Genomic DNA, 23,463 nt, shown 5'->3' on the forward strand with positions numbered 1-23,463 from the left:
CAACACCCCTGCTTCTACCAGGCGTTTTCCGAGGCGGTCGCGACCCGCGGCAGCACGTCGAACGGAAAACTCATCAACACCCGCAAACCGCGGCCGCCATGATTGCCGATTTCCCATTCACCGCCCGCGCGCCGCACGAGCCGCTCGACGATCGCAAGGCCCAGCCCGCTATGGCCGTTGCCGCCTCGCGCCGGATCGAGCCGCACGAACGGCCGGCTCGCGTTGATCAGGTCCTGGGCGGCGATGCCCGTGCCGCTGTCGCTAATTGATAGCGTAAAGCTCTGCGGTGTGCGCGCGGTCGCGACGACCACCGGCGGCGCGCCATACGCATGCGCGTTGTCGATCAGATTCGACAGGATCCGGTCGAGCGTGGCCGCCGGCAGCAGAAATGACGGCCCGGCGTTCAGTTCCGTGTGCACGGTCGGCGCACTGGTGGCCACCGCCCGATAGCTGCGCACGACACGCTCGCACTGCGCATCCACTTCCACGGGTTCGCTGCGGTCCGCGCCGTCGTGCGCGAACAGCAGGAACTGCTCGACGATATGCGTCATCGAATCGACGTCGCGCACGACGCCGTCGCGCGTCTTCGCGTCGTCCATCATTTCGGCGCGCAGCCGCAGACGCGCGAGCGGCGTCTTCAGGTCATGCGCGACACCGGCAAGCATCACCGCGCGATCGTTCTCGGTGCGCGCGACTTCCTGCACCATCTGATTGAAGCCATGGGTGAGTTGCCGCAACTCGCGCGGCCCGCGCTCGGGCACCGGCGGCACCGGCAGCCCGCGACCGAAGCGCGCCACCGCCTGCGCGAGCAAGCGCAGCGGCCGCTGCAGCGCCCAAGCGGCGAACAGCGCCGCCATCACCGCAAACGAGAAAATGATGACGAGCCACAAGACCGTGCGGTCGAGCGAGCGCGGCATGCGCAGCGGCTGCACCGGCACGACGATCCAGTTCTGATCGGTCACGGCGCGCACCCATAGCATGGGCGGAGCGCCGGGCGGACCGACGCGCACCTGGGTGTCGGCCGGCATGCGGTCGCGCACGTCCTCGACGAAACGCGCGAGCGGCGGCGGCATGTTAGCGCTGGCCGCCGGCACGTCCGGGCTCGCCGGGTCGACCAGCTTCACACGCGACGGCAGCGGTTGATCCGGTGTGCGGGCGACGTGCTGACGCACCGCGTCGACGAGGAAGGTCGCTTCCTCGACCGCGTAGCGCGTCTGCAGTTGCGAACGTTCGAGTCGCATCAGCGCGTACCACGCGAAATGCGACAGCAACAGCACCGCGACGACGAGCAGCGCGAGCCGCCCGAACAGCGAATCAATGGGCCGACGCATGCTGCTCGCCGTCCGGCACGAACACGTAACCGCGGCCGCGCACGGTCTGGATGAAGCGCGGCGTGGATGGATCGGTTTCGAGAATGCGACGCAGGCGCCACACCTGCACGTCGATGCCGCGGTCGGTGCCGTCGTACTCGGGACCGTGCAGCAGTTCCAGCAGGCGCTCGCGCGTGAGCGTGCGCATGGGGTGATTGACGAAAATCTTCAGCAGCGCGAACTCGCTGCCCGACAGCGGGAGCGGCTTGTCTTCGAGATGCAGCGTGCGCGACTGGAAATCCAGCGTGAAGCGACCGAAGCTGAACGGCTCGCGCTGCTCGGGCGCGGCCGCCGACGGCAGCGTGCGGCGCCGCCGCAGCACCGCCTGCACGCGCGCGAGCAGTTCGCGCGGATTGAACGGTTTGCCGAGGTAATCGTCCGCGCCGAGTTCGAGCCCGACGATACGATCGACGTCGTCCGCACGCGCGGTCAGCATGATGACGGGGATATCGTCGCCCGACGCGCGCAGCTTGCGCAGCGCGGTGAGGCCGTCCACGCCGGGCATCATCAGGTCCAGCACGATGAGGTCGGGGCGCTCGCGCTCGAGGCGCCGTTCGAGCGAGCCCGCGTCGTGCAGCACCGAAACTTCGATGCCCTGACGGGCGAGATAGTCGCGCAACAGATCGCGCAGTTCGACGTCGTCGTCGACGACCAGGATTTGAGTAGCCATGGAATGAAGTTTAACGCGCAGCCAAAAGGGATTTCGTTTTCCAAACGGTCTGAAGGGTTACCGGGTGTTACGGTGAAAGCCGCACGTAATTGCTGGTAATAGCGGCGTCCGGGCGCGTAACACAGCGGCGCACCCGGTTCTCTACGCTGTGCCTTACCGAGTGCAGGCAGTCCAAAGACCGGTTGCTTCGTCGGCTATTCCATTACAAGGAGCCTCATATGTCCACCAAAAAGATGTCGCGCGTTCTCGCCGTTGCTGCCACCGCTCTCGCCATCGGCGCGGGCGCCGCTTACGCCGCCCAACCCGCCGAGCAGGCGCACGGCGGGCCCGGCGGCTGGCATGGCCACTTCATGAAGGAACTGACCCAACTCCACGACCAGCTGAAGCTGAACGCGGATCAGGAAAAGCTGTGGCAAAACGCGCTCGATACGATGAAGCAGAACCACGAAGCGATGCGCGCCAACCACAAGCAGGTTCAAGACCAGTTCAAGGCCGCACAGCAACAGCCGATCCTCGATCTGAACGCGATGGCCGCGACGCATCAGCAGATCGAGCAGAAGGACGCGCAACTGCGTCAGCAAACCACCGACGCGTGGCTGAAGTTCTATAACGGCCTGAACGACCAGCAGAAGACCACCGTCAGCACGGCGCTGAAGCAGCGCTTCGCGCGGATGGAGCAGCGTCACGAGAAGATGCGCGAGCGCTGGGAGCATCACAAGGGCGCCGCGTCGGCGCCGGCCGCCAATCAATAAGCGGCGCATTCGCGAGGCGGACCAGGGAGGGCGCCTCGCTAATAGAAAAACGCCACGGAAGAGGTTTTCCGTGGCGTTGCTGTTTGGCGCTGCTCGCCGCTCGATCGGCGGCCCGCGCGAATCAACTGCTTGAATCAGCGGTTCAACTGACCCAGATCGAACAGCAGCACTTCCGCGTCGTCGCCCTTTTCCAGCGTCACCGTGTCGACGTCGCTGAGCTTCGCGGCATCGCCCGCCTCGAGCACCGTGCCGTTTACGCTCAGCGTGCCGCGCGCGACGTGCAGATAGCCGAGGCGCCCCGCCGGCAGCGCGAACGTCGCGTGTTCGGCGCCGTCGAACAGTCCCGCGTAGATCGACGCGTCCGCATGGATCGTCACCGAGCCGTCACGACCGTCGGGCGACGCGATCACGCGCAGGCGGCCGCGCTTGCTGTCGGCGTCGAAGCGCTTTTCCTCGTAGCCGGGCTGGTCGCCCGCGCGGCGCGGGATGATCCAGATCTGCAGCAAGTGCACGAGTTCGTCGCGCGACGCGTTGAACTCGCTATGCTGCACGCCGGTGCCCGCGCTCATGCGCTGCACGTCGCCGGGACGGATCGTCGAGCCATTGCCCATGCTGTCGCGATGCGCGAGCGCGCCTTCGAGCACATACGTGACGATCTCCATGTCGCGATGCCCGTGCGCGCCGAAACCCTGACCGCCGGCGATGCGGTCTTCGTTGATCACGCGCAGCGGCCCGAAGTGCACGTGCTCGGGGTCGCGGTAATCGGCAAACGAGAAGCTGTGATACGAGTCGAGCCAGCCGTGGTTGGCATGACCGCGTTCTGCGGAGCGGCGAATCTCGATCATGGAAAGTCTCCCGGTAAATAATCAATCAGAGCGATGCCGGGAATGTAGGGGTTGCGCCCCCTTATAACAATCGTGCGCAACCGCACCGCAGCGTTCCATCGCTGCATGCAATCGCGCGACCGGCGAGCCCATCGCGCGGAACGCCCGGCGCCCGGATGCCCGGCGCCCGCAAAACCGCGCCGGCGTCGCGCACGCACAACGCGTTGCACGGCGTCTTGCCGCTCGATGCCGCGCTGCGCTGGCAGCTTGCCGCTCTTCGGGTAAAATACCGCGCTTTTCAAGCCGCGTGGACGTCCCACGGGACGTGCAGGCCGCGCCGGCAAGCCTCGGCGGGCCGGCCGCAACCGGTGCGCGACGGGCTTCGACTCGGCACCACACCGTGCGAGCCACGCCCGACAAGCACCGAACGCGCCGGACCGGCGCGCCACGTCGGACTAACCGCCCGCGCAAGGACGACCAGAGCGCGGCGACAATCCCTGCGGCACGGCAATTTTGACCGCCTAGAATAGCGACCGTCGGCCCTCGGCCGGTGCTCGTCGAGTCGTGTCATTACGACGATCAGTTTGATTCAGGAGAAACATGAAGAAGTTCGCACTGTGCGTGGCTCTGGCAGTCATGGCCACCGGCGCGACGGCGAAAGAATGGAAAACGGTGCGCATCGGGGTCGACGCCAGTTATCCGCCATTCGAATCGAAGGCGCCTGATGGCGACATCGTCGGTTTCGATGCCGATCTGACCCGCGCGCTGTGCGCGAAGATGAACGTGAAGTGCGTGTGGGTCGCGCAGGATCTCGATGGCATCATCCCGGCGCTGAAAGCTCGCAAGTTCGACGCGATCGTTTCCTCGCTGAGCGTCACCGACAAGCGCCGCGAGCAGATCGACTTCTCCGACAGGATGCTCGACGCGCCCGCCCGCATGATTGCGAAAACCGGTTCGCCGCTTCGGCCCACCCCTGAATCGCTGAAAGGCAAGCACGTCGGCGTCGAGCAGGGTTCGACGCAGGAACAGTACGCGAAGGCCTGGTGGGAGCCGAAGGGCGTGCTCGTCGTGTCGTACCAGAATCAGGACGAGGTGTACGCGGATCTCGCGTCGGGGCGCCTCGACGCCGCGCTGCAGGACGAAGTGCAGGCCGACGCCGGTTTTCTGAAGACGCCGCGCGGCAAAGGGTTCTCCTGGGCCGGTCCGGAAGTGAAGGATCCGCAGACGATCGGCGAAGGCACCGCGATCGGTCTGCGCAAGGGCGATGCCGAGCTGAAGGCGAAGTTCAATCAGGCGCTCGCCGAGGTTCATCAGGACGGCACGTTCAAGAAGCTCGAAAAGCAGTACTTCGATTTCGACATTTATCCCGGCCGTTGAGCGAAACAGGCAGGATACTGCGTGGTAAGCCGGCTCGTGCCGGTGGCAGTGAAAGCGGCAACGAAGGTGGCGACACCAGGCAGTAGATTCACCAGGCAGTAGATTCAAAACAATCCGAGACGAAAGTCCCACAAGCGCGCTGCAGGAGCACCAACGTTTCTGCAGCATGATTTGCACAGCGGCACGCTGTGCGCTGCGGATCACGGCGAGCCAGGCGCTCGTCCCCGACGCGGCGCTACGCGGACCGCGTCTTTCGCGGTGCGCGTAGCGCATCGTCGTGGACTACCTATGTTCCTTCAAGGCTACGGCCCGCTGCTTCTCAGCGGCACCTGGCAAACCGTCAAGCTGGCGGTGTTCTCGCTCGCGCTCGCGTTCGTGCTCGGCCTGCTCGGCGCGGCGGCGAAATTGTCGAAGAACCGTCTGTCGAACGGCATCGGCACGGTGTATACGACGCTCGTGCGCGGCGTGCCCGATCTCGTGCTGATGCTGCTGCTGTTCTATAGCATCCAGATCTGGCTGAACAACCTGACCGACGCGCTCGGCTGGGAGCAGATCGACATCGACCCGTTCGTGGCCGGCGTCGCGGTGCTCGGCTTCATCTACGGCGCGTACTTCACCGAGACGTTCCGCGGCGCGTTTATCGCGGTGCCGCGCGGCCAGCTCGAAGCGGGCGCCGCCTACGGCATGACGAGCTGGCAGGTGTTCTCGCGCGTGATGTTCCCGCAAATGATGCGCTTCGCGCTTCCGGGCATCGGCAATAACTGGCAGGTGATGGTCAAGGCGACCGCGCTCGTGTCGATCATCGGTCTCGCCGACGTCGTCAAGGCCTCGCAGGACGCCGGCAAGGGTACCTTGCGGTTCTTCTTCTTTACCCTGCTCGCGGGGGCGATCTATCTCGTCATCACCACCGTATCGAACTTCGTGCTGATGTACCTCGAAAAGCGTTACTCGACCGGCGTGCGAAAGGCGGATCTATGATCGAGATCATTCAGCAATACTGGCGCAACTATCTGTTCACCGACGGCTATCGCTTCACCGGCGTCGCGATCACGTTATGGCTGCTGGTCGTGTCGATCGGCCTCGGCTTCTGCCTGTCGGTGCCGCTCGCGGTCGCGCGCGTGTCGAAGAAGAAATGGCTCGCGGGCCTCGTGTGGCTCTATACGTATATCTTCCGCGGCACGCCGCTCTACGTGCAGCTGCTGCTGTGCTACACGGGTCTCTACAGCCTCGAGATCATCCGCAACAACGAGCTGACCAACGCGTTCTTTCGCGACGGCATGCACTGCACGCTGCTCGCGTTCACGCTGAATACCTGCGCGTACACGACCGAAATCTTCGCGGGCGCGATCAAGGCGACGCCCTACGGCGAGATCGAAGCGGCGCGCGCGTACGGCATGTCGTCGTTCACGCTGTACCGGCGCGTGATTCTGCCGTCGGCGCTGCGCCGCGCACTGCCCTACTACAGCAACGAAGTGATCCTGATGCTGCACGCGACCACCGTCGCGTTCACGGCCACGGTGCCGGACATCCTGAAGATCGCGCGCGACGTGAACTCCGCGACGTACCAGTCGTTCAATGCGTTCGGCATCGCCGCGCTGCTGTATCTGTGTATTTCTTTCGCGCTCGTGTGGCTGTTCCGCCGCGCCGAGCGTCGCTGGCTCGCTTACCTGCGGCCGCAAGGCAAGTAACTGCGCGTCCCTGGACAAGCAAGCTCGTTAAGGATCCTGATGAACTCCAAGAAGCAGAAGCTCTTCGTCGACGAGCTTCACAAAAAGTACGGCGACAACGAAGTCCTCAAGGGCGTGTCGCTGAAAGCCAATGCCGGCGACGTGATCAGCGTGATCGGTTCGTCCGGTTCGGGCAAGAGCACGATGCTCCGCTGCATCAACTTTCTCGAACAGCCGAACGCGGGGCGCATTTTCGTCGACGGCGAGGAAGTGCGCACGCAGACCGCCAGGGACGGCGCGTTGCGCGTGTCGGACCCGAAGCAGTTGCAGCGTGTGCGCACCAAGCTTTCGATGGTGTTCCAGCACTTCAACCTGTGGTCGCACATGAACGTGCTCGAGAACATCATCGAGGCGCCGGTGCATGTGCTCGGTCTGAAGCGCAAGGAAGCCGAGGACCGGGCGCGCGAATATCTGGAGAAGGTCGGTCTCGCGCCGCGTCTCGAGAAGCAGTATCCGTCGCATCTGTCGGGCGGCCAGCAGCAGCGTGTCGCGATTGCGCGGGCGCTGGCGATGCACCCCGACGTGATGCTGTTCGACGAGCCGACCTCCGCGCTCGACCCGGAGCTCGTCGGCGAAGTGCTGAAAGTAATGCAGAAGCTCGCCGAGGAGGGCCGCACGATGATCGTCGTCACGCACGAAATGGGCTTCGCGCGCAACGTGTCGAACCACGTGATGTTTCTGCACCAGGGCCGCGTCGAGGAAGAAGGCCATCCCGACGAAGTGTTCAGGAACACGAAGAGCGAACGTCTGAAGCAATTCCTGTCGGGCAGTCTCAAGTAATAAAATTACCCGCGACTTATGATGCGAATGGCATAAAAAATGTAGTCAATGTAGTTTTACAAGGCGCTTACGAGCGCCTTTTTCGTTTTCACCATGTCCTTCCGCCCGGCCATTCGAACGACGAAAAAGCGCCGAAAATCCCACAAAACGGGCCATTCAGGCCGAGTTTTCGCCCTAACCTGCCGCTTTTGACTCGTCAATAGTGACAATCCTTAATACGACCCCTTCCAAGCCGCGATTCCCTTGCCGGACAAGGCTTTGCGCCTTTTCCCGAGGAACTCCTTCGGGTCCCAGCCCACATTCGTATTGCAATTTGGCGACACCCCCTGTTGGCGGTACTAATTTCTTCTCCCAGTTAAAGTTATTTTTGATAAATTGGTAACCAAAGTACCAAAACAAAGTTGATTAAAAGTAGTTTCACTTCAAAACACAGAGGAGAACCGGTCGGCGTGGGATCGGCATGACGCAAAGATAGCTCGACGCTACATGTCATGGCAGGAGAATCCCTATCCACCCGCCACTCTCCCCTGGTACCGCTTTCTGTTCGGTGCTTATCGCGTCCGAACACCACTCGCAGTACTGGGTTTCTTTTTTTTGACAGGGTATGGAGGAGAAGATGAAGAAAGCTTTGCTCGTCGCTGCGCTGATGTCGGCCGGCGTTGTTGCACACGCTCAGAGTAGCGTCACGCTGTATGGCCGTTTGGATGCAGGTCTCGAGTACATGTCCGGCGTCCCGACCGGCGCTAACGCCAACGGCGCGGCCAACACCAGCTCGAACCGCTTCAAGGCGGAAAGCGGCGACTGGGGCACCAGCCTGTGGGGCATGAAGGGTGTCGAGGACATTGGCGCCGGCAACAAGATCCTGTTCCAGTTGGAAGGCGCGTTCAACACGATGACGGGTGCAGGTCCTGGCGGCGGCGGTCTCTTCAATCGCTGGGCAACGGTCGGTATTTCGAACAACCAGTACGGTACGTTCACGATGGGCCGCATGCTCTTCATCTCGAACGGCGTGTGGGACTTCGACCCGTTCGGTCAGTCGAACTGGTCGTCGGCATCGCTGGTGCGTGGCCGCAACTGGCCGCAGTCGAGCAACAACTTCGCGTACCAATCGCCGAAGATCGCAGGCTTTGACTTCTACGGTCAGTACGCGCTGTCGAACGCGACGAGCTGGAACGGTAACGGCTCGACGCCGCAAGGTCGCGAAGCTGGCGCGCAGGTCACCTACACGACGGCGCTCTTCCAGGTCCGCGGTCTGTACGACGAAATCCGCAACCCGGCGAACGGCCAGTTGTGGGGTGGCCCGGTCGCCAACAACGGTATCAATACGGCTAACACGGCCAACGGCGTATTCGCGGCATCGCGCGAGTACTCGGCTCTGCTGAACGTGTTCCTCGGCCAGTTCAAGATTCAGGCCGCTTACCAGGCAGTCCGTTCGGCAGGCGCAACGGGCGTTATGCCCGGCCAGCCGACCACGCTCAATCACGAATGGGGCGGTGTGACGTGGCAGGCAACGCCGGCTGCAGCACTGATCGCGGCGGTCTACCACGTGAACGGCAACAACGGCGCGGGCAATGCGACGATCTACACGATCGGCGGTTCGTACAACCTGTCGAAGCGCACGCTGCTCGACCTGCAGGCAGCGACGGTGCGCAACAGCCGCAATGCTAACTTCGGTCTGAACGCGAACAATGCGGGCTTCGCCGCTGCAACGGACAACCCGCTGCAAGGCCGCCAGCAAAGCGGCGTGTACGCAGGTATCCAGCACTCGTTCTAAGCGAACGGTGCGCCCCGAGGGTCATATCCCTCGGGGTGTAACACGAATTTCTTCGAGAGAATCTTTTTCACGCTGCTGCGAGAGGCGCGTATCGGTGCAATATCCGCAAGGGTATTGCACCGTTTTTTATTCGGCGCACGGTTTTTGCCGTTGCGCGCACCGGGCCGGTGCGTGATTGCGTCGGCTTATACCGCTGCTTCGTTCTCTTCGCCGGTACGGATACGGATGACGCGCTCGACGTCCGCGACGAAGATCTTGCCGTCGCCGATCTTGCCGGTACGCGCCGCGCCGATGATCGCGTCGATGACCTGATCGCACTGGCTGTCCGCGACCACGACTTCGATCTTCACTTTCGGCAGAAAGTCGACCACGTATTCCGCACCACGATAGAGCTCGGTATGCCCTTTCTGGCGGCCGAACCCCTTGACCTCGGTAACGGTCAGGCCGGTGAGGCCGACTTCCGCGAGGGCCTCGCGCACTTCGTCGAGTTTGAACGGTTTGATGACTGCGGTGATGCGCTTCATGGCGAACCTCGTCTCTTGATGGGAAGAGTGGAAAGGAAAAGGATGATTTTTATTCTACGCCGCGCCGGATGCATTGCGGCATCCGCGCGCGGGTGTCGTCTTTCACTCCACCGGTTCGGTGTAGCGCGACGTGATCGGATAACGCCAGTCGCGGCCGAACGCGCGATGCGTGACGCGAATGCCGATCGGCGCCTGACGGCGCTTGTACTCGTTGATCTTGATCAGGCGCGTGACGCGCTTCACGTCGTCGACCTGATAACCCGCCGCGATGATCTCCGCGAGCGAACGGTCCTCCTCCATATACATGCGCATGATCGCGTCGAGTACTTCGTATTCGGGCAGGCTGTCCTGGTCGGTCTGGTTCTCGCGCAGCTCAGCGGACGGCGCGCGCGTCAGAATCCGCTCGGGAATCACGTCGCGCGTGGCAAACGTGGTGGCCGCGTTCCGATAGCGGCACAGCCGGTACACGAGCGTCTTCGCGATGTCCTTGATCACCGCGAAGCCGCCGGCCATGTCGCCGTACAGCGTGCAATAGCCGACCGCCATCTCGCTCTTGTTGCCGGTGGTCAGCACGATCGAGCCGAACTTGTTCGACAGCGCCATCAGCAGCGTGCCGCGAATGCGCGCCTGAATGTTCTCTTCGGTCGCATCTTCGGCGCGGCCCGCGAACTCCTCGGCGAGCGAGCCGCGGAATGCGTCGAACATCGGCGCGATCGCGATCTCGTCGTAACGCACGCCGACGCGGCGCGCCATCTCGGCGGCGTCGCTGGTCGAGATATCGGCCGTGTAGCGCGACGGCATCATCACCGCGCGTACCTTGTCGGCGCCGAGCGCATCGCATGCAACGGCCAGCACGAGCGCCGAATCGACGCCGCCCGACAGACCGATCAAAGCACCAGGAAAACCGTTCTTGCCGATGTAGTCGCGCACGCCCATCACGAGCGCCGCGTAGACCTGCGCTTCGATCGACTGCTCCGGCGCGATCGCGGCCGGCAGCGGCGTGCCAGCATCGAACTCCACGACAGCCGTGGCTTCCTCGAACTGCGCGAGCTTCGCGACGAGTTCGCCCCGCGCGTCGAGCACGAACGAACCGCCATCGAACACGAGTTCGTCCTGGCCGCCGACCATGTTCACGTAGACCATCGGAATACCGGTTTCGCGAATGCGCGCGCGCAGGATGTCGAAGCGCACCGCTTCCTTGTTCAGGTGGTACGGCGAGCCGTTCGGAATCAGCAGCACCTGCGCGCCCGCGGCCTTTGCCATCTGCGCGGCCGACGCATGCCACGCGTCCTCGCAGATCACGACACCGTACTTGACGCCGTCGAGTTCGAACACGAACGGCTGCGGGTCGGAGGCGAAGTAGCGTTTCTCGTCGAACACTTCGGTGTTCGGCAGATCCTGCTTGCGATAGGTGCCCTTCACTTCGCCGTCGACGATCAGCGACGCCGCATTGAACGTATCGACTGGCGGCACGCCGCGCTCGATCGGCGCGTTTGCATTACCATGGCCGTTCGCCGGGCGGTGCGCGAGGTTGTCCGACCCGTCGCGCAGCGGATGGCCGACGATCACATGCAGACCGGTGAACGGCTTCAACTGTGCGGCGAGATCGGCCAACGCGGCCGCGCTCGCGGTATAGAACGCGGGGCGCAGCAGCAGGTCTTCGGGCGGATAACCCGACAGAGCGAGTTCAGGCGCGACCAGCAGCTTCGCACCATCGCTGTGCGCGGCGCGCGCGGCGGCGACGATCTTCGCGACGTTGCCGGCGAAGTCGCCGACGGTGACATTGATTTGAGCAAGAGCGATTCGGGTCTTCATGGCAGGATCGACAGGCAAGCCTTCACGGCTCGCGGTACCGCGGCTCGATGGCTCGACGGGATTGAACAAACCGGATAAACGAACTCAACGAACGACGTGGCAGCTTCAGTTTCAGAGCGCCGCGCCGGTCATTGCATACAGTCACTCAGATTGAACCAGCAACGTATCGATTATCGCACGGGCATTCTGGCCTCGCCCTCCGAGGTGGACGCCGCCGAGTGGAACGCCCTCCTCGCCGCGCAGCCGCAGCCCACGCCGTTTTTGCGGCACGAGTTTCTGAGCGCGCTCAACGCGACGCAATGCGCGGTTCCCGACACCGGTTGGGCGCCGCAATTCGTCACGCTGACCGACGCGCGCACGGGCATGCTCGCGGCGGCGGCGCCCGTCTATCTGAAGGGACACTCGTACGGCGAGTACGTGTTCGACTGGGCCTGGGCCGACGCGTACAAGCGCAACGGCCTGCCCTATTACCCGAAGCTGCTGTGCGCGGTGCCCTTCACGCCGGTACAGGGCAGCCGGCTGCTGTCGGCGAACGAGCATGCGTTGCGCCATCTCGCGGCCACGTTGATGGCGTTCGCCGAGCAGGCCGAGGTGTCGTCGCTGCATGTGCTGTTTCCGACGCAGAGCGAAGCGGACGCGCTCACCGATATCGGCATGATGCAGCGCGAAGGCGTGCAGTTTCACTGGCTCAACGACGGCTATCGCGACTTCGAAGACTTTCTGTCGACGCTCGAACAGAAGAAGCGCAAGAACATCCGCGCCGAACGGCGCAAGGTGCACGAGGCCGGCATCACGATGCGAAGGATCCGCGGCGCAGACATCGAGGATGCCGACTGGCGCTTCTTCAGCAAGTGCTATCGGCAAACCTATCGCGAGCATTTTTCGAGTCCGTATCTGAACCTCGATTTCTTCCGGATGATCGGCGCGTCGATGCCGGAGAATCTGCTGCTCGTGATCGCCGAATATGAAGGCAAGCCGATCGCGAGCTCGCTCGTCGTCTATCAGCGCGACGAGAAAACCGGCGGCACCTTGTATGGCCGCTACTGGGGCGCGCTCGAACACGTGCCGTGCCTGCACTTCGAAACCGCGTACTATCAGCCGCTCGAATTCTGCATCGAAGAAAAGCTCGGCGCATTCGAAGGCGGCGCGCAGGGCGAGCACAAGATGGCGCGCGGCTTTCTGCCCACGGTCACGCGCTCGACGCATTGGCTCGCGCATCCGGCGTTCGCCGATGCGGTCGGCCATTTCCTCGATAACGAAAAAAACAGCATCCACACGTACGTGGACGAGCTGCGCGAACACAATCCGTTCAAAGGCTAGAAGCGCGGTTATGGCGTGGTTTCTCTATCTGCTCGAATGCTCGGACGGCAGCGTCTATACCGGCATCGCGACCGATGTCGCTGCTCGCTTCGACAAACATCTGAGCGGCACGGGCGCGCGTTATACGCGCTCGCGCAAGCCGGTGCGGGTGCTGGCGTCGTTCGAGCTGGCGGACCGGTCGAGCGCGTCGAGCGCCGAGTATTGGGTCAAGCGGCTCACGGCGGCCGATAAACGGGCGCTGGCGGCCGGGGTGTTCACGCTGCAGTCGGTGTTGCCGGTGGCAGCGGTGAATGACGTCGCGGAAGACGGCGAGCGTTCCGACGGCTGAGTCGTGCTACCCCCTCGCCTCCCGCATCCTCTCCGTCAGCAGCCGATGCACCCGGGCCAGCTCGCCCACCACATCTGCTTCCAGCGACGTCAACTGCTCGCGAGCGGGTAACTCGAGCCGCACCGGCCGTAACGTGCGATTCAGCGCCGCCTCGATCGCCGCGCTGATCGCCTCGACCCATTCGTCGAGTTCGCTATGCATGTCGCGACGGTTCGCGGTGAGGCGCAACTGCGTCGCGGTGCCGGCCATCCGTCGCAGCAGGCTCAGCACCGTCAGCGTGACGGTATCGGCCATCGAGTCCTCGAGCTTTTCGAGCCGCACGCGGCCGATCGCTTCTTCCGCGTTGTTGCTGGTGAGGCCCGCGGCGCGGCGCAATTGCTCGATCTCCTTGCCGCCATGCCGAGGCGCGTCGAGCGACGCGCGCAGATACGCGAGATTCGCGCGCACCGCGTCGCCGAGATAGACGCGCACATCGAGCTTCTCGCGCGTCGGCCATAGAAGGAACGTCGCGAGCAGCGCAAGCACACAGCCGAGCACGTTGTTGCCGAGCCGCGTCAGCGCGAACGCCAACTCGTTGGCGCCCGGCGTCGCGAAGTCGGCGACCAGCACGAAGGTCGGCGTCAGAAACAGCACGAACAGGCTGTAACTGACGGGGCGCAGCGCCATCGTCGCCATCACCAGCGGGAACACCGCGAGCGAGATGCCGAGCGGCGAATGAATCGCATAGCCGATCGCCGCCGCGAGCACGCCGCCGACGATACTGCCCGTCGCGCGTTCGATGCTGCGCGGCCAGGTCGCGGCGATCGACGGCTGCAGGATCAGCAGCGTGGCCATCGTGGCCCAATAGCCGAACGGCAGACCGAGCGCGCGAATCACGACGAAGCCCGCCGTCGTCGTCACGCCGACACGCGCCGCATGGCGCAAGCCGACCGACTGCCACGACAGGTTGGCCTTCAGCGTCGACCACGCGCGCGCCGTATAACGCGCGACGCACGCGCTCCACGGCTCGACGTGCACCTCACGCGGCGCGAAATCGACGAGCTCGAAACCGGATTGCAGCTTCACCGGTTCGAGCAACGCGCTTTCGAGCCGATGCGCGAGACGCCGCAGACGCGCCTGCAGGTCCGCGAGACGTTCCCAGCGCGCGTCGCCGGTCGCGCTGCCGATGTCGCTGAGCACTTCGCCGATCGCATTGAGCGAGCGCACCGCGCGTTGCGTGCGGCGCGGATCGTCGGGCACTTTCGCGCCCGCGCCCGACACCGCGATCAGATACGCGAACAACGCTTCGCCATCGGTCAGCAAACCGAGCAACGTGTCGTAGACGGCCGCCCCGCCCGCCTTCGAGGCGGGCACGTTCGCGAGCGCATCGCGCGAACGTTCGAGCGACGCGCGCGCATCGGCGCGAAAGCGCGCGGCATGCGTGGCCCATTCGCGCGGCGCGGCACGGCCGCCGACAAGCCGCGCGCTATCGAACGCGACATCGGCGAGGCGCAGATACACCGCGCGCAACGACGCGCGGCTCGCGCCGAATGGATGAATGCGCCACACCGTCAAGCTCAGCACGATCGCGAACAGACAGCCGACCAGATAGACGCCGAGAAACGCGACACCCGCGCGCGCGTCGTGCATCGGCCGATCGACCATCACGACGCAGGCGGTCGCCGCGAGGATCGTCACCTGCGACGTGGCCGCGCCCCAGATGCGGCCGAACGCGCCGAGCGTCGTGAACGCGAGCACCGCGAGCGCGGCCCACGCGGCACCCGAGGCGGACGCGAACGCGGTCATGCCGCCGCACAGCGTCGACAGCAGCGCGAAGCTCATCATCGACATGAAGCGGGCGCGGTTCGAGCCGGCGGCATCGGCGAGGCAGGTCCAGAACGCGCCGATCGCCGCCCACGCAAATACCGGATCGTGCAGCACGTTGCCGAGCGCGAGCATCGCCGTCGATGCGCACGCCGCCCTCAAGCCCTCCGACAGATTCGCCTCGCTCGCCGCGAACGACACCATCCAGACCGGCCGCTTGCGATAGATCGCGGTGACGACCGAATGCAGCCGGGTCGACCAGCGCGGCGATGTCGAGTGGGACTTGCTGCGGTTCATCATCCGGACCGTGGTTCTTGAAGTGATGGAAACGCGCGTAGATGCCTGGAGTTCGCGCGCGAGGTCGTGCGGCGAATGATAAGGGTTTACACCTAAATATAAAAATGCGTTCCGTTCATCGGAGCGATGCGTTCAGGTTATGCGCGCGAGACGAAGCGTGCGAGACGAAGATCGCGGCATCCTTGCACGGTGGTCGAATGCCGCGCAAATCAGATGAAAAAACCGCGCGGTCCTTGCGGACTCGCGCGGTTTTCGTACTGCATGCAGCAAGCGGATGAACGGCGGCGCGCTTAGTAGCGCTCCGCGGCTAGAAGATCGCGAAAGATTCTCACAAGATATTGATTTCATTGTCATTCCGCGCCCATTATAGGTCTTCGCCCCCGTCGCCAATCTTACGTTTTTCACTGCGACGCGCTTTTGACGGTCGACTGTATTCAGTCTGCCGTTGCCCGCGAAGCGCTGCCAAGGTCTCGCCTGTGTGCCTCCGGCCTGCCGAGAGACTGCAATCCAAAAGAGAAAAGGGAACCTGTATGCGCATCCCAATCCGTCTGTCTGGACCACTGGTACTGTCGGTAGCCGTCGCGCTTTCCATATCGGGACTTGGCGCACCGCCTGCATCCGCTGCTGGTGCACAGGGCACAAACTCAAACGAAGCGCCCTTCCTGCATGAAAACGATGCGGCAATGACGAAGATGATGACAGACATGTCCATCAAGCCGACTGGCGATGTCGACCGGGACTTCGTCGCCATGATGGTGCCTCATCATCAGGGAGCCATCGACATGGCGCAGGCCGAATTACGCTATGGAGATAACGAGCAATTGCGTCGTCTCGCCCAGGAAATCGTCGTCGAGCAACAGCAGGAAATCGTTGCCATGCGCCTCGCCCTCGGGCAGCCCCTGCCCCCTTCGGCACCCGCTCCAGACCAGCAGCAGCGCGTCCCGTCATCCGCAGACCACACACATTCGATGTCCAACCCTGGCAGGCAGATGAACATGCCGAATCACACGCAACAGGAGCCCAAATGAAACGCACGCCGCTTCTCACCACCGCCCTGACCACAGCGGCACTGACTGCAGCGCAGTTCGCGTGGGCCGGACAGGTACCCGGTTCGTCGTCCGACCCAGACATTGCCGTGAGTCACCGCGACCGGGTCTATGCGGCCGAGCAATTCTCGAATACCGTCTCCGTCGTTGACCCGGCGGACAACAAGATGGTCGGGCTGATTCGTCTGGGCGACCCATCGCCGGGCAACTTCAGCCCATTGTACAAAGGCCAGTTGCTGGTGCACGGCATGGGTTTTTCGCCCGACCACCGGACAATTGCAGTCGTATCCATCGGCTCGAACTCGGTCTCGTTCATCGATACTCAGACGAATGCGGTCAAGCATGTTACGTACGTGGGCCGGTCGCCTCACGAGGCCTTCTTTACACCCGACGGGAAGGAGGTCTGGGTGACCGTGCGCGGTGAAAACTATGTTTCCGTGCTGGACGGTACAACCTTTGAAGAAAAGACCCGGATTACTGTGCCGGCCGGCCCGGGCATGCAAATCTTCTCGCCGGATGGAAAGTATGGCTACGTGTGCTCTTCGTTCAATCCCGAGACGAAGGTCATTTCGGTCGCCGACCACAAGATTGTCGGCACGGTGAAGCAGGCGAGCCCGTTCTGCCCGAACATCGCTGCGACCCCGGACGGCAAGCAGGTGTGGTTCACGCTCAAGGATGTGGGCAAGACTGCGTATTCCACGCAAAGAGAACAGCCATTCGACGGCAAAGTGAATCGTGATTCCACGGCAAAGTGAACAAGGATTCCACGCCATCGCGAACAAACGGAGCGCAGCGACGCGGGACCTTTACCTTTTTACTCGGACTGCGGCTTTGCGGTCAATCGACTGCGCGTCTTGCGCAGCGATTCGCCCGCGAGCGTGATGCGATGAGCGTTGTGCACCAGCCGGTCAAGGATCGCGTCGGCGACAGTGGGTTCGCCGATCGCCTCATGCCAGTGGTCCACCGGGATCTGGGAGGTAGCGAGCGTGGAGCGGTGCCCGTGACGGTCGTCAAGAACCTCAAGCAGATCGCGCCGCGCGGAATCAGTCAGCGGCGCCATTGCCAGATCGTCGAGAATCACGAGATCCGTCTTGGCAAGTTGGGCGAGCCATCGCGCGTAGCGCCCGCTGCCGTGTGCGATCGCCAGTTCCTCGTTCAGTTTCGGCACGCGCAGATAGCAGGCGGAGAACCCCTGGCGGCACGCCTGGATGGCGAAGGCGCAACCCAACCAACTCTTGCCGAGCCCGGTCGGGCCAACCAGGATCAGGTTCTGCCTCTCCCGAAGCCACTCACCGGTCAGCAGTCGGGCGGTGAGCGCCCGGTCCAGGCCGCGGGCGGTGCGATAGTCGATGTCCTCGGGCGAAGCGTCGGGGACCTTCAGTCTGGCCCGGCGCAGCCGGGCCGCCGTTTGTCGCGAGTCACGTTCACTGGATTCACGCTCGACCAGCAGCCCCAGACGTTCTTCAAAGCCCAGTCGGTCAATGCCGTCCTGGGACTGTTGCTCGGCAAGCGCCGCCGCCATGCCGGGCAGGCGCAGCGCGTGCAGTTTGTCGACAGTGGGATGATGCAGCATATAGACTCCCTTTCAGCTTCAGTGGTAGTACGAAGGCCCGCGCACGTTGGCATGCACAAGCGGCAGGTCGGCCTGCCCGGTGGCAGGTTCGGGCTCCCGGTCCAGGCCGTTCTTCAGCGTCGAGTCAATGAACCTGTAGTTCGGCGCTTTCAGATCGATCGCGCGGCGGCAGGCAGCTTCGAGCCGGTCGCGTCCGTAATCCTTGCCCATGCGCAGCACACCCAGGCAGGTGCGATACGACTGCTGGGGGTGCTTGCGGGCACCCAGCAGGTGCTGGATGACAGCCGCCGTATGCGGGCCGATGTCGGCGGCCCAGTTGCGCAGCCGCTCCGGGTCCCAGCCCTTGGCGACCGCCAGGTGCTCCGGCGGCATGTGCGCGTCGATCGTGGTGTGGTAGCGACGGCGAGCGCTTTTGCCGTGAGCGGCAATGCGTTGGCCGCGATGGAAGATCTCGACGGTGTTGATCGTGTGGCGCACGTCGACCTGTTCGCGCGCGTAGCGATATGGGACCGAGTAATAGTGCTGATCAAGTTCAACGTGATAGTCAGGGCCGATACGCGCGACCTTCCACTCAGCGTACTGATAGGGCTGCTCGGGCAAGGGCCTGAGTGCCGGACGATCGATTTCGTCGAAGACGCTACGGCGGGAGCCGGGCAGTTTCTTGAAGGGCCGGTTGTTCAGATCGCCCAGTAACGCGGCGACCGCCCGGTTGGCCTCGCCCAGGCTGAAGAAGCGCTGGTTGCGCAGGCGGGCGAGGACCCATCTCTGCACCAGGAGGACCGACAGCTCTGCTTTCGGCTTGTCCCTCGGCTTTTTACTGCGAGCCGGGATCACAGCCACGGAGTAATGCCTGGCCATTTCCTGGTAGGTTGGATTGATGTCCGGATCGTAGAACCCCGGCTTGTGGACGCCCGATTTTAGATTGTCGGGCACCAGGATCTCGACCAGGCCGTCATAGAACGCGAAGGCGCGCACGTGCGAGCCGATCCAGTCGGGCAACTGCTGGGTCCAGGTGAGCTCAGCGAAGGTAAAACCGGACACGCCGAGCGCGGCGACGAACAGTTCAGCCTCGCGGACTTCACCGGTGTCCGGATTGATGATGCCGAGCTTCTTGCCCGAGTAGTCGACGAACAGCTTCTGGCCCGGCACGTGCGTTTGCCGCATCGTGACAGGAAGCCGCTGCGCCCATTCCTGGTAAGCCTTGCAGAACCAGCTATAGCCGCAGCCGTCCGGATGCTGCGCCTTGTATTCCTGCCACAGCAGATCGAGCGTGACGCCTTTCCTGCCGATCTCGCGATGCACCGCCGGCCAGTCCGGCATGCCGCGCGTTGGCTCGCGCCGTGCCGGCGGCGGATACAGTCTCGCCTCGAGCGCCGCGTCGTCCGTCAGCAGTTCCGGTGGCAGGGGCCAGCCCAGCCCCGCCAGCCGCGTGCGGCGCAGGTAATGCCACACCGTCGTTGTCGAGGCACCGACCGCGTCGGCGATCTCCCTCTGGTTGCGGTCACACTCGAAATGCAGCCGCAGCACTTCCCTGATTTTGCGCATGGTCAACCTGACATTTGCCATTCGGCACTCCCGACAAAACTGTCGATCGTGCCACCGTTGACCCGCGTCGCCGCCACCCCGAAACCGTGTTCGCGATGGCGTGGAAACCCTGTTCTTTTTGCCGTGGAATCGGCATTAACTTTGCCGTGGAATTCGTGTTCTTTTTGCCGTGGAATCCCTGTTCACTTTGGCGTGGAATATTCAGGCAAGACTCAGGTCTTCGACGCGCGGCCGCCATTCGAACTTATCAAAACGCTCGACACGGGCCCGATTACAAATCACGTGAACATCGTGCATAACACCAACGGTACGTTCGCCTATGTGACCGTTGGAGGCCTGAATCAGCTCAAGGTGTTCCGGACCAACGACTTCTCGCAGATCGCGACAATTCCTGTCGGCAGTCTGCCGCATGGTCTATGGCCGTCCGGTGACGGCAGCCGCATCTACGTCGGCCTTGAAAACGCAGACGCGATGACCGCCATCGACACGCTGACAAACAAGGTCATTGCGACCGTACCCATTGGACAGGCGCCGCAGGCCGTAGCCTACGTACCGAATGCGGTCCCGGAAGGAGACGGCACGCAAAACACGCAGCCGCTCGGACTCGCCGGGCAGAGCATTCACCTGGTGCTGGTCCCCGTGGGGTCGGGCAAGCCGGCCGATGCCAGTAGTGCCCCCACGACTGTGGCGTTGTTTGACCAGGGTCTCCTGCAGGTCCTTCAGGCGGCCGTCACCGGTCTGCAACCGAAGCAGCCGTATGTACTGTGCCTTGCAGACAATCCTGACGGCAGCGGCAAGGTAGAGGCGCTAGCGAACTTCATGACCAATCCGGCCGGCTCGGCGATTGTGAATGCGCTTGGTCAGATTCGCCAGTTGGTCACGCCAGGTATGGAGCCTGCTGGCGACAGGCACCGCTACCTTATGATTGCGCCGCAAGTTTCGGGCAAGCCCGGCGCCCCCGTACAGGTGCAGGCAGCACTGAACGCGTCGTAGGCAAGTCTCGATGTCGACGTCACCAGCTCCGACGGAGACCGGACCAGGCAATCAAATGAGTGAGCCAACGAGCAAAATTAGACCGCCCACGGCGCGCGTGAGGTGTGGAATGCACGTCACGTCACGGGGTAGTACGATATTCGTTCTTCCTTTTCCCCTCCCGCCAGGCGTGAAGCGTCACGCCGCGCTGGCGTGACCCTTCCGGACGCAGGAGGCCCGCATGCGCGTACTGATAGTCAGCGCAACCGGAGCGCTCGGCAACGCGAACGCGCGCCTGCTCTCGTCCGAACTCCAGGTCATTGGCGCAAGCCGCAATGGCTCGGACCTGTCCGTGGGCCTCGCTGACAAAGCGTCCATCGTGTCCATGTACCAGAAACCTGGAACCGTGGACGCCGTGATTTGCGCCGCAGGTACGGCAAAGTTCGCGCCGCTCGAATCTCTCTCGGATGAAGACTTGGCGTTGAGTCTGGGCAACAAGCACGAGAAGAGGCGCAAAATCGCGCGGGATTTAACGCACTCGAGTTCGCCATGGAATCATTGCGGCAGGTTCTGAACAGCATGCGCTCTCTCGCCAGAAGGCGATATCTGTGGTCTCGTGTGAGAGCCGCCTATCTGATAGTCGCTGTTGCACTCGCCGCCTCAAGCCTCTCACAACCCTCTACAGCACAACTTCCTCCGAAGCCGACATCGACTGCATCAGCAAAGCAGCCCTCCTCACAGCCTCCGGCAGCGCAAGCCGCGTCAAGTCTCGCTGCTAGTTCAGCAAGCTCTGCCCCGCCTCAGGTCGGAACATCGGCAGCCCCCACAACCAGTGGCTCGGCTGCAAGCACACCAAGCCCCCATAGTAATCCTGCTGCCAGCGGTTCGTCCCCAGCCAGTACCCCTCCGGTGGTGGAAGAGGAACAGTTGGGGAAAAGATATGGGTGGATGGTCGCCAGTGCGCTCGCGCTCCTGTCACTCCTGGTATCAGTGTTCGCGGTCTTGCTCTCCATTCTGACCGTTTGGCGCAACTGGAGCATTGCACGCGTGAATATCGTCGCGAACTGCCACAAGACTTATGGAGACATTTTCAGCGAACTGTTCGAGCTTCGCGAAGCGTACGGACTTCAAGGCCCTGTCCAAGCCGCCCAAGCCGCAAACCAACCTCCTCTGATGCCCTTGCCTGTCATCAAAAGTCGGGCGCACAGCCTGTTCATAAAGCTGTGGAATCTTCAGCACGAGCAGTATCTGTACTTTCGCGAGGGACTTATTCCTCAAGCAATATTCGAGAGCTGGGTGACGTATCGCTACGCCGATTACCATGGCAACGACTACGACTTCGATGGAGTCAACTACAAATGGACATGGGACACGCGAAAGAACGAGTTTGGCAACCAGAGCGACTTCGTGCGATTCATGGACCTTGCGATGGATACCGCAGGGGTTCACGCCAACGCCCCGGATGCACCGGCACAGGCGCGGACCCAAGCAATGCAGTTATACATTCAATCAACCGAGAGGAGCAACCTGAAGCGGCATTGGGAGCGCATCGTCGACTTCTATAATCACTAAGCCGCCAGTCCTGCCGTCAAATCAAGCGTCTTCCCTATGCAGCCAGCCGGTGCTCGTAGTACGGCCGGTCCCTGTCACCAGGTATCGCGTACAGTGCCGCCAGGTCTGACGCATCCGGGTTCAACCACGCATCGACGTTTTCAGGCTTGATAGGTACGATGCATCGGTCGTGTCCTGCCGCCGCGACCTCTGGCGGCGGCTCATCCGTAATTGCCGCAAACGACAGCAAGTCCGGCTCACCCGGGGCGCTCCATCGAGACCAGAGGCAGGCGACCAGCATCAGTTGGCCATTGCTCGGACGAAATTCCAGAACAACATTCTCATCTCGCTCATGAGTCTCCAGTAACGTTCCCTCGAACTTCGCCTTGCTCACATTCTCGTAGAACACTTCGACAAGCAAGACGCCATGCGTGCGTCCAAAGCATGGTGCCCAGAAACCTTCGAGACTATCCCGGCGCGCATTGTAAGTTCCAGGGTATTTGACATCGTAGAAGGCGGGTTTTCCGGCAATGCGACATTGATAACGCATCGGTTGCTGCTTTAGTTATCTTTGTCTGCAGTGACCGTTCCGCATCCGCTAGGCGCTTGCGCTGTTTAAACAGGTCCTGTTCGAGCTTCGTTGCCTGTCCGGCATTGAACTGGCTGATGAGAGCGTTGATTCCGCGCTCCGCTTCATTCTGTGGTTCGGCAAAAGCGTCTTCCATTGCCTTCGGTATTTTCGCCTTGCTGATGCCCTCGGCGCGCTCGAAAAACAGACGCGCGAACTCGTGTATGTCCATCAGTGCGCCAAAGGTGCGCACAAATTTCCGGTAGTCCGCCTGGATTTGAGCCTAGTAGCACATCGATCTCCGTTTCATGCTCCCATGATACGCACTCTCTCGAACGACGCGACCGCGACGAATATGCGGCGTCGATGAATGGCCCCGTGAACTTTGGCCTGCATCAAGCTGCCAAAGAACGTGGGGCCACTCGGACATTTGTGTATGGCAAGCGTACTGCTGGTAGACGATGATGCGGAGGCTTTGGCCGCGTGGGGCGCCTGTTGCGCCGCTGACGGATTTGAAGTAAGAAGCGCGAGCGACGGCCAGGCGGCATTGAAGATGTTCATCGAATGCCCTGTCGACATAGTGGTTGCCGACTGGCGCATGCCGGTGATGTCGGGAAGCGAGCTCTGTCACCGTTTGCGAACACGTCCCGGATTAGCTGACGTCACATTCATTCTGGTTTCGGGGGAGCCCAGCCCACCAGCCTTCGTAAGCTACGACGGCTTTCTCTGCAAGCCTGTAGATGGGCAAATTTTACTGACCACAATGCGTCGCTTGCTGGCGGACCACGTAACCCATCGAGAGCAACAGCGCGGCAAGCCAACCTAGTCGAAAAGCCGCCTCTTGTGC

20 protein-coding genes and 3 pseudogenes are annotated in these 23,463 nt (G+C 62.8%); 14 read left to right on the forward strand and 9 right to left on the reverse strand.

Translation table 11 applies throughout. The annotated features are described in order from the left end of the window. Positions 1-14: 14 nt before the first annotated feature. Positions 15-1,331, reverse strand: coding sequence for an ATP-binding protein (locus tag OKW30_RS13905; protein ID WP_090803562.1), 1,317 nt, complete (start codon positions 1,329-1,331; stop codon positions 15-17). After that, a complete protein-coding gene (locus tag OKW30_RS13910; protein WP_184065514.1) occupies positions 1,315-2,040 on the reverse strand; it encodes a response regulator in 726 nt (241 codons plus the stop codon). The genes OKW30_RS13905 and OKW30_RS13910 overlap by 17 nt, the downstream gene beginning before the upstream one ends. Before the next feature lie 218 nt (positions 2,041-2,258). Here OKW30_RS13910 and OKW30_RS13915 point away from each other — a divergent pair, with 218 nt between their 5' ends. Then, on the forward strand, positions 2,259-2,792 hold the full coding sequence (locus OKW30_RS13915; RefSeq protein WP_018419779.1) for a periplasmic heavy metal sensor: 534 nt from the start codon (positions 2,259-2,261) through the stop codon (positions 2,790-2,792). Positions 2,793-2,926: 134 nt separating this feature from the next. On the opposite strand, the gene OKW30_RS13920 is transcribed toward OKW30_RS13915, so the two are convergent. Beyond that, on the reverse strand, positions 2,927-3,637 hold the full coding sequence (locus OKW30_RS13920) for a pirin family protein (protein WP_429346937.1): 711 nt from the start codon (positions 3,635-3,637) through the stop codon (positions 2,927-2,929). A 579-nt stretch (positions 3,638-4,216) separates the two neighbouring features. Between OKW30_RS13920 and OKW30_RS13925 the strand changes: the two genes are divergently transcribed. The 5 genes from OKW30_RS13925 (at position 4,217) to OKW30_RS13945 (ending at position 9,274) form a co-directional block, all read left to right on the forward strand. Then, on the forward strand, positions 4,217-4,993 hold the full coding sequence (locus OKW30_RS13925; RefSeq protein WP_184065508.1) for an ABC transporter substrate-binding protein: 777 nt from the start codon (positions 4,217-4,219) through the stop codon (positions 4,991-4,993). Positions 4,994-5,281: 288 nt separating this feature from the next. After that, entirely contained in the window at positions 5,282-5,971 is a 690-nt protein-coding gene (locus OKW30_RS13930) for an ABC transporter permease (RefSeq protein WP_184007926.1), read from the forward strand. Beyond that, complete coding sequence (locus tag OKW30_RS13935; protein ID WP_018419774.1) at positions 5,968-6,681, forward strand: ABC transporter permease; 714 nt, start codon at positions 5,968-5,970, stop codon at positions 6,679-6,681. The genes OKW30_RS13930 and OKW30_RS13935 overlap by 4 nt, the downstream gene beginning before the upstream one ends. 39 nt (positions 6,682-6,720) lie before the next feature. Further along, positions 6,721-7,500 carry an ABC transporter ATP-binding protein gene (locus OKW30_RS13940; RefSeq protein WP_184021339.1) on the forward strand — a complete coding sequence of 260 codons (780 nt, stop codon included), beginning with the start codon at positions 6,721-6,723 and terminating at the stop codon, positions 7,498-7,500. Positions 7,501-8,116: 616 nt separating this feature from the next. Continuing rightward, positions 8,117-9,274 (forward strand): porin, encoded by a 1,158-nt coding sequence (locus OKW30_RS13945; RefSeq protein WP_184065502.1) that lies wholly within the window; start codon positions 8,117-8,119, stop codon positions 9,272-9,274. Positions 9,275-9,459: 185 nt separating this feature from the next. On the opposite strand, the gene glnK is transcribed toward OKW30_RS13945, so the two are convergent. Continuing rightward, the gene (gene glnK, locus OKW30_RS13950; protein ID WP_013088783.1) at positions 9,460-9,798 is read right to left on the reverse strand and encodes a P-II family nitrogen regulator; all 339 of its coding nucleotides are present in this window, start codon (positions 9,796-9,798) and stop codon (positions 9,460-9,462) included. A gap of 102 nt (positions 9,799-9,900) precedes the next feature. After that, positions 9,901-11,613: an NAD+ synthase gene (locus OKW30_RS13955; RefSeq protein WP_184065499.1), complete on the reverse strand. Its 1,713-nt coding sequence runs from the start codon at positions 11,611-11,613 to the stop codon at positions 9,901-9,903. A gap of 150 nt (positions 11,614-11,763) precedes the next feature. Between OKW30_RS13955 and OKW30_RS13960 the strand changes: the two genes are divergently transcribed. Beyond that, positions 11,764-12,933, forward strand: coding sequence for a GNAT family N-acetyltransferase (locus tag OKW30_RS13960; RefSeq protein ID WP_429346938.1), 1,170 nt, complete (start codon positions 11,764-11,766; stop codon positions 12,931-12,933). Between the two features lie 10 nt (positions 12,934-12,943). Next, positions 12,944-13,261 carry a GIY-YIG nuclease family protein gene (locus tag OKW30_RS13965; RefSeq protein WP_090803545.1) on the forward strand — a complete coding sequence of 106 codons (318 nt, stop codon included), beginning with the start codon at positions 12,944-12,946 and terminating at the stop codon, positions 13,259-13,261. Between the two features lie 6 nt (positions 13,262-13,267). Here the strand turns inward: OKW30_RS13965 and OKW30_RS13970 are convergent, their stop codons facing one another. Beyond that, positions 13,268-15,364, reverse strand: coding sequence for an FUSC family protein (locus OKW30_RS13970; protein WP_184065491.1), 2,097 nt, complete (start codon positions 15,362-15,364; stop codon positions 13,268-13,270). 527 nt (positions 15,365-15,891) lie between these two features. Here OKW30_RS13970 and OKW30_RS13975 point away from each other — a divergent pair. After that, positions 15,892-16,389, forward strand: coding sequence for a DUF305 domain-containing protein (locus OKW30_RS13975; protein ID WP_429346939.1), 498 nt, complete (start codon positions 15,892-15,894; stop codon positions 16,387-16,389). Then, positions 16,386-17,096, forward strand: a pseudogene (locus OKW30_RS13980) (YncE family protein); the annotation flags it as partial. The gene OKW30_RS13975 and the pseudogene OKW30_RS13980, both read left to right, overlap by 4 nt. 125 nt (positions 17,097-17,221) lie before the next feature. Here the strand turns inward: OKW30_RS13980 and istB are convergent. Further along, complete coding sequence (istB, locus tag OKW30_RS13985) at positions 17,222-17,980, reverse strand: IS21-like element helper ATPase IstB (protein WP_184071868.1); 759 nt, start codon at positions 17,978-17,980, stop codon at positions 17,222-17,224. Between the two features lie 18 nt (positions 17,981-17,998). Beyond that, on the reverse strand, positions 17,999-19,546 hold the full coding sequence (istA, locus tag OKW30_RS13990; protein WP_184071870.1) for an IS21 family transposase: 1,548 nt from the start codon (positions 19,544-19,546) through the stop codon (positions 17,999-18,001). Positions 19,547-19,729: 183 nt separating this feature from the next. Here istA and OKW30_RS13995 point away from each other — a divergent pair. The 3 genes and pseudogenes from OKW30_RS13995 to OKW30_RS14005 form a co-directional block, all read left to right on the forward strand. After that, positions 19,730-20,518: pseudogene (locus tag OKW30_RS13995) on the forward strand (YncE family protein); the annotation flags it as partial. A gap of 220 nt (positions 20,519-20,738) precedes the next feature. Then, positions 20,739-21,071, forward strand: coding sequence for a hypothetical protein (locus tag OKW30_RS14000; protein WP_187629552.1), 333 nt, complete (start codon positions 20,739-20,741; stop codon positions 21,069-21,071). Positions 21,072-21,445: 374 nt separating this feature from the next. Further along, complete coding sequence (locus OKW30_RS14005) at positions 21,446-22,069, forward strand: hypothetical protein (protein WP_184021291.1); 624 nt, start codon at positions 21,446-21,448, stop codon at positions 22,067-22,069. 34 nt (positions 22,070-22,103) lie between these two features. Here OKW30_RS14005 and OKW30_RS14010 read toward each other — a convergent pair. Further along, positions 22,104-22,893 (reverse strand): annotated as a pseudogene (locus OKW30_RS14010) (SOS response-associated peptidase family protein). A 159-nt stretch (positions 22,894-23,052) separates the two neighbouring features. Between OKW30_RS14010 and OKW30_RS14015 the strand changes: the two are divergent. Continuing rightward, a complete protein-coding gene (locus tag OKW30_RS14015) occupies positions 23,053-23,442 on the forward strand; it encodes a response regulator (protein ID WP_184065479.1) in 390 nt (129 codons plus the stop codon). Positions 23,443-23,463 lie beyond the last annotated feature (21 nt).

Origin of the sequence: Paraburkholderia sp. Clong3, from assembly GCF_050436485.1 — a bacterium.
Classification (GTDB): domain Bacteria; phylum Pseudomonadota; class Gammaproteobacteria; order Burkholderiales; family Burkholderiaceae; genus Paraburkholderia; species Paraburkholderia tuberum.

Coding starts and splice junctions, on each gene's coding strand:
- OKW30_RS13915 (WP_018419779.1), top strand. CDS start 2,259: ATGTCCACCAAAAAGATGTCGCGCGTTCTCGCCGTTGCTGCCACCGCT.
- OKW30_RS13910 (WP_184065514.1), bottom strand. CDS start 2,040: ATGGCTACTCAAATCCTGGTCGTCGACGACGACGTCGAACTGCGCGAT.
- OKW30_RS14005 (WP_184021291.1), top strand. CDS start 21,446: ATGGTCGCCAGTGCGCTCGCGCTCCTGTCACTCCTGGTATCAGTGTTC.
- OKW30_RS13945 (WP_184065502.1), top strand. CDS start 8,117: ATGAAGAAAGCTTTGCTCGTCGCTGCGCTGATGTCGGCCGGCGTTGTT.
- OKW30_RS13955 (WP_184065499.1), bottom strand. CDS start 11,613: ATGAAGACCCGAATCGCTCTTGCTCAAATCAATGTCACCGTCGGCGAC.
- glnK (WP_013088783.1), bottom strand. CDS start 9,798: ATGAAGCGCATCACCGCAGTCATCAAACCGTTCAAACTCGACGAAGTG.
- OKW30_RS13940 (WP_184021339.1), top strand. CDS start 6,721: ATGAACTCCAAGAAGCAGAAGCTCTTCGTCGACGAGCTTCACAAAAAG.
- OKW30_RS14015 (WP_184065479.1), top strand. CDS start 23,053: ATGGCAAGCGTACTGCTGGTAGACGATGATGCGGAGGCTTTGGCCGCG.
- OKW30_RS13935 (WP_018419774.1), top strand. CDS start 5,968: ATGATCGAGATCATTCAGCAATACTGGCGCAACTATCTGTTCACCGAC.
- OKW30_RS13930 (WP_184007926.1), top strand. CDS start 5,282: ATGTTCCTTCAAGGCTACGGCCCGCTGCTTCTCAGCGGCACCTGGCAA.
- OKW30_RS13965 (WP_090803545.1), top strand. CDS start 12,944: ATGGCGTGGTTTCTCTATCTGCTCGAATGCTCGGACGGCAGCGTCTAT.
- OKW30_RS13920 (WP_429346937.1), bottom strand. CDS start 3,637: ATGATCGAGATTCGCCGCTCCGCAGAACGCGGTCATGCCAACCACGGC.
- OKW30_RS14000 (WP_187629552.1), top strand. CDS start 20,739: ATGCGCGTACTGATAGTCAGCGCAACCGGAGCGCTCGGCAACGCGAAC.
- OKW30_RS13925 (WP_184065508.1), top strand. CDS start 4,217: ATGAAGAAGTTCGCACTGTGCGTGGCTCTGGCAGTCATGGCCACCGGC.
- OKW30_RS13905 (WP_090803562.1), bottom strand. CDS start 1,331: ATGCGTCGGCCCATTGATTCGCTGTTCGGGCGGCTCGCGCTGCTCGTC.
- OKW30_RS13970 (WP_184065491.1), bottom strand. CDS start 15,364: ATGATGAACCGCAGCAAGTCCCACTCGACATCGCCGCGCTGGTCGACC.
- OKW30_RS13975 (WP_429346939.1), top strand. CDS start 15,892: ATGCGCATCCCAATCCGTCTGTCTGGACCACTGGTACTGTCGGTAGCC.
- istA (WP_184071870.1), bottom strand. CDS start 19,546: ATGGCAAATGTCAGGTTGACCATGCGCAAAATCAGGGAAGTGCTGCGG.
- istB (WP_184071868.1), bottom strand. CDS start 17,980: ATGCTGCATCATCCCACTGTCGACAAACTGCACGCGCTGCGCCTGCCC.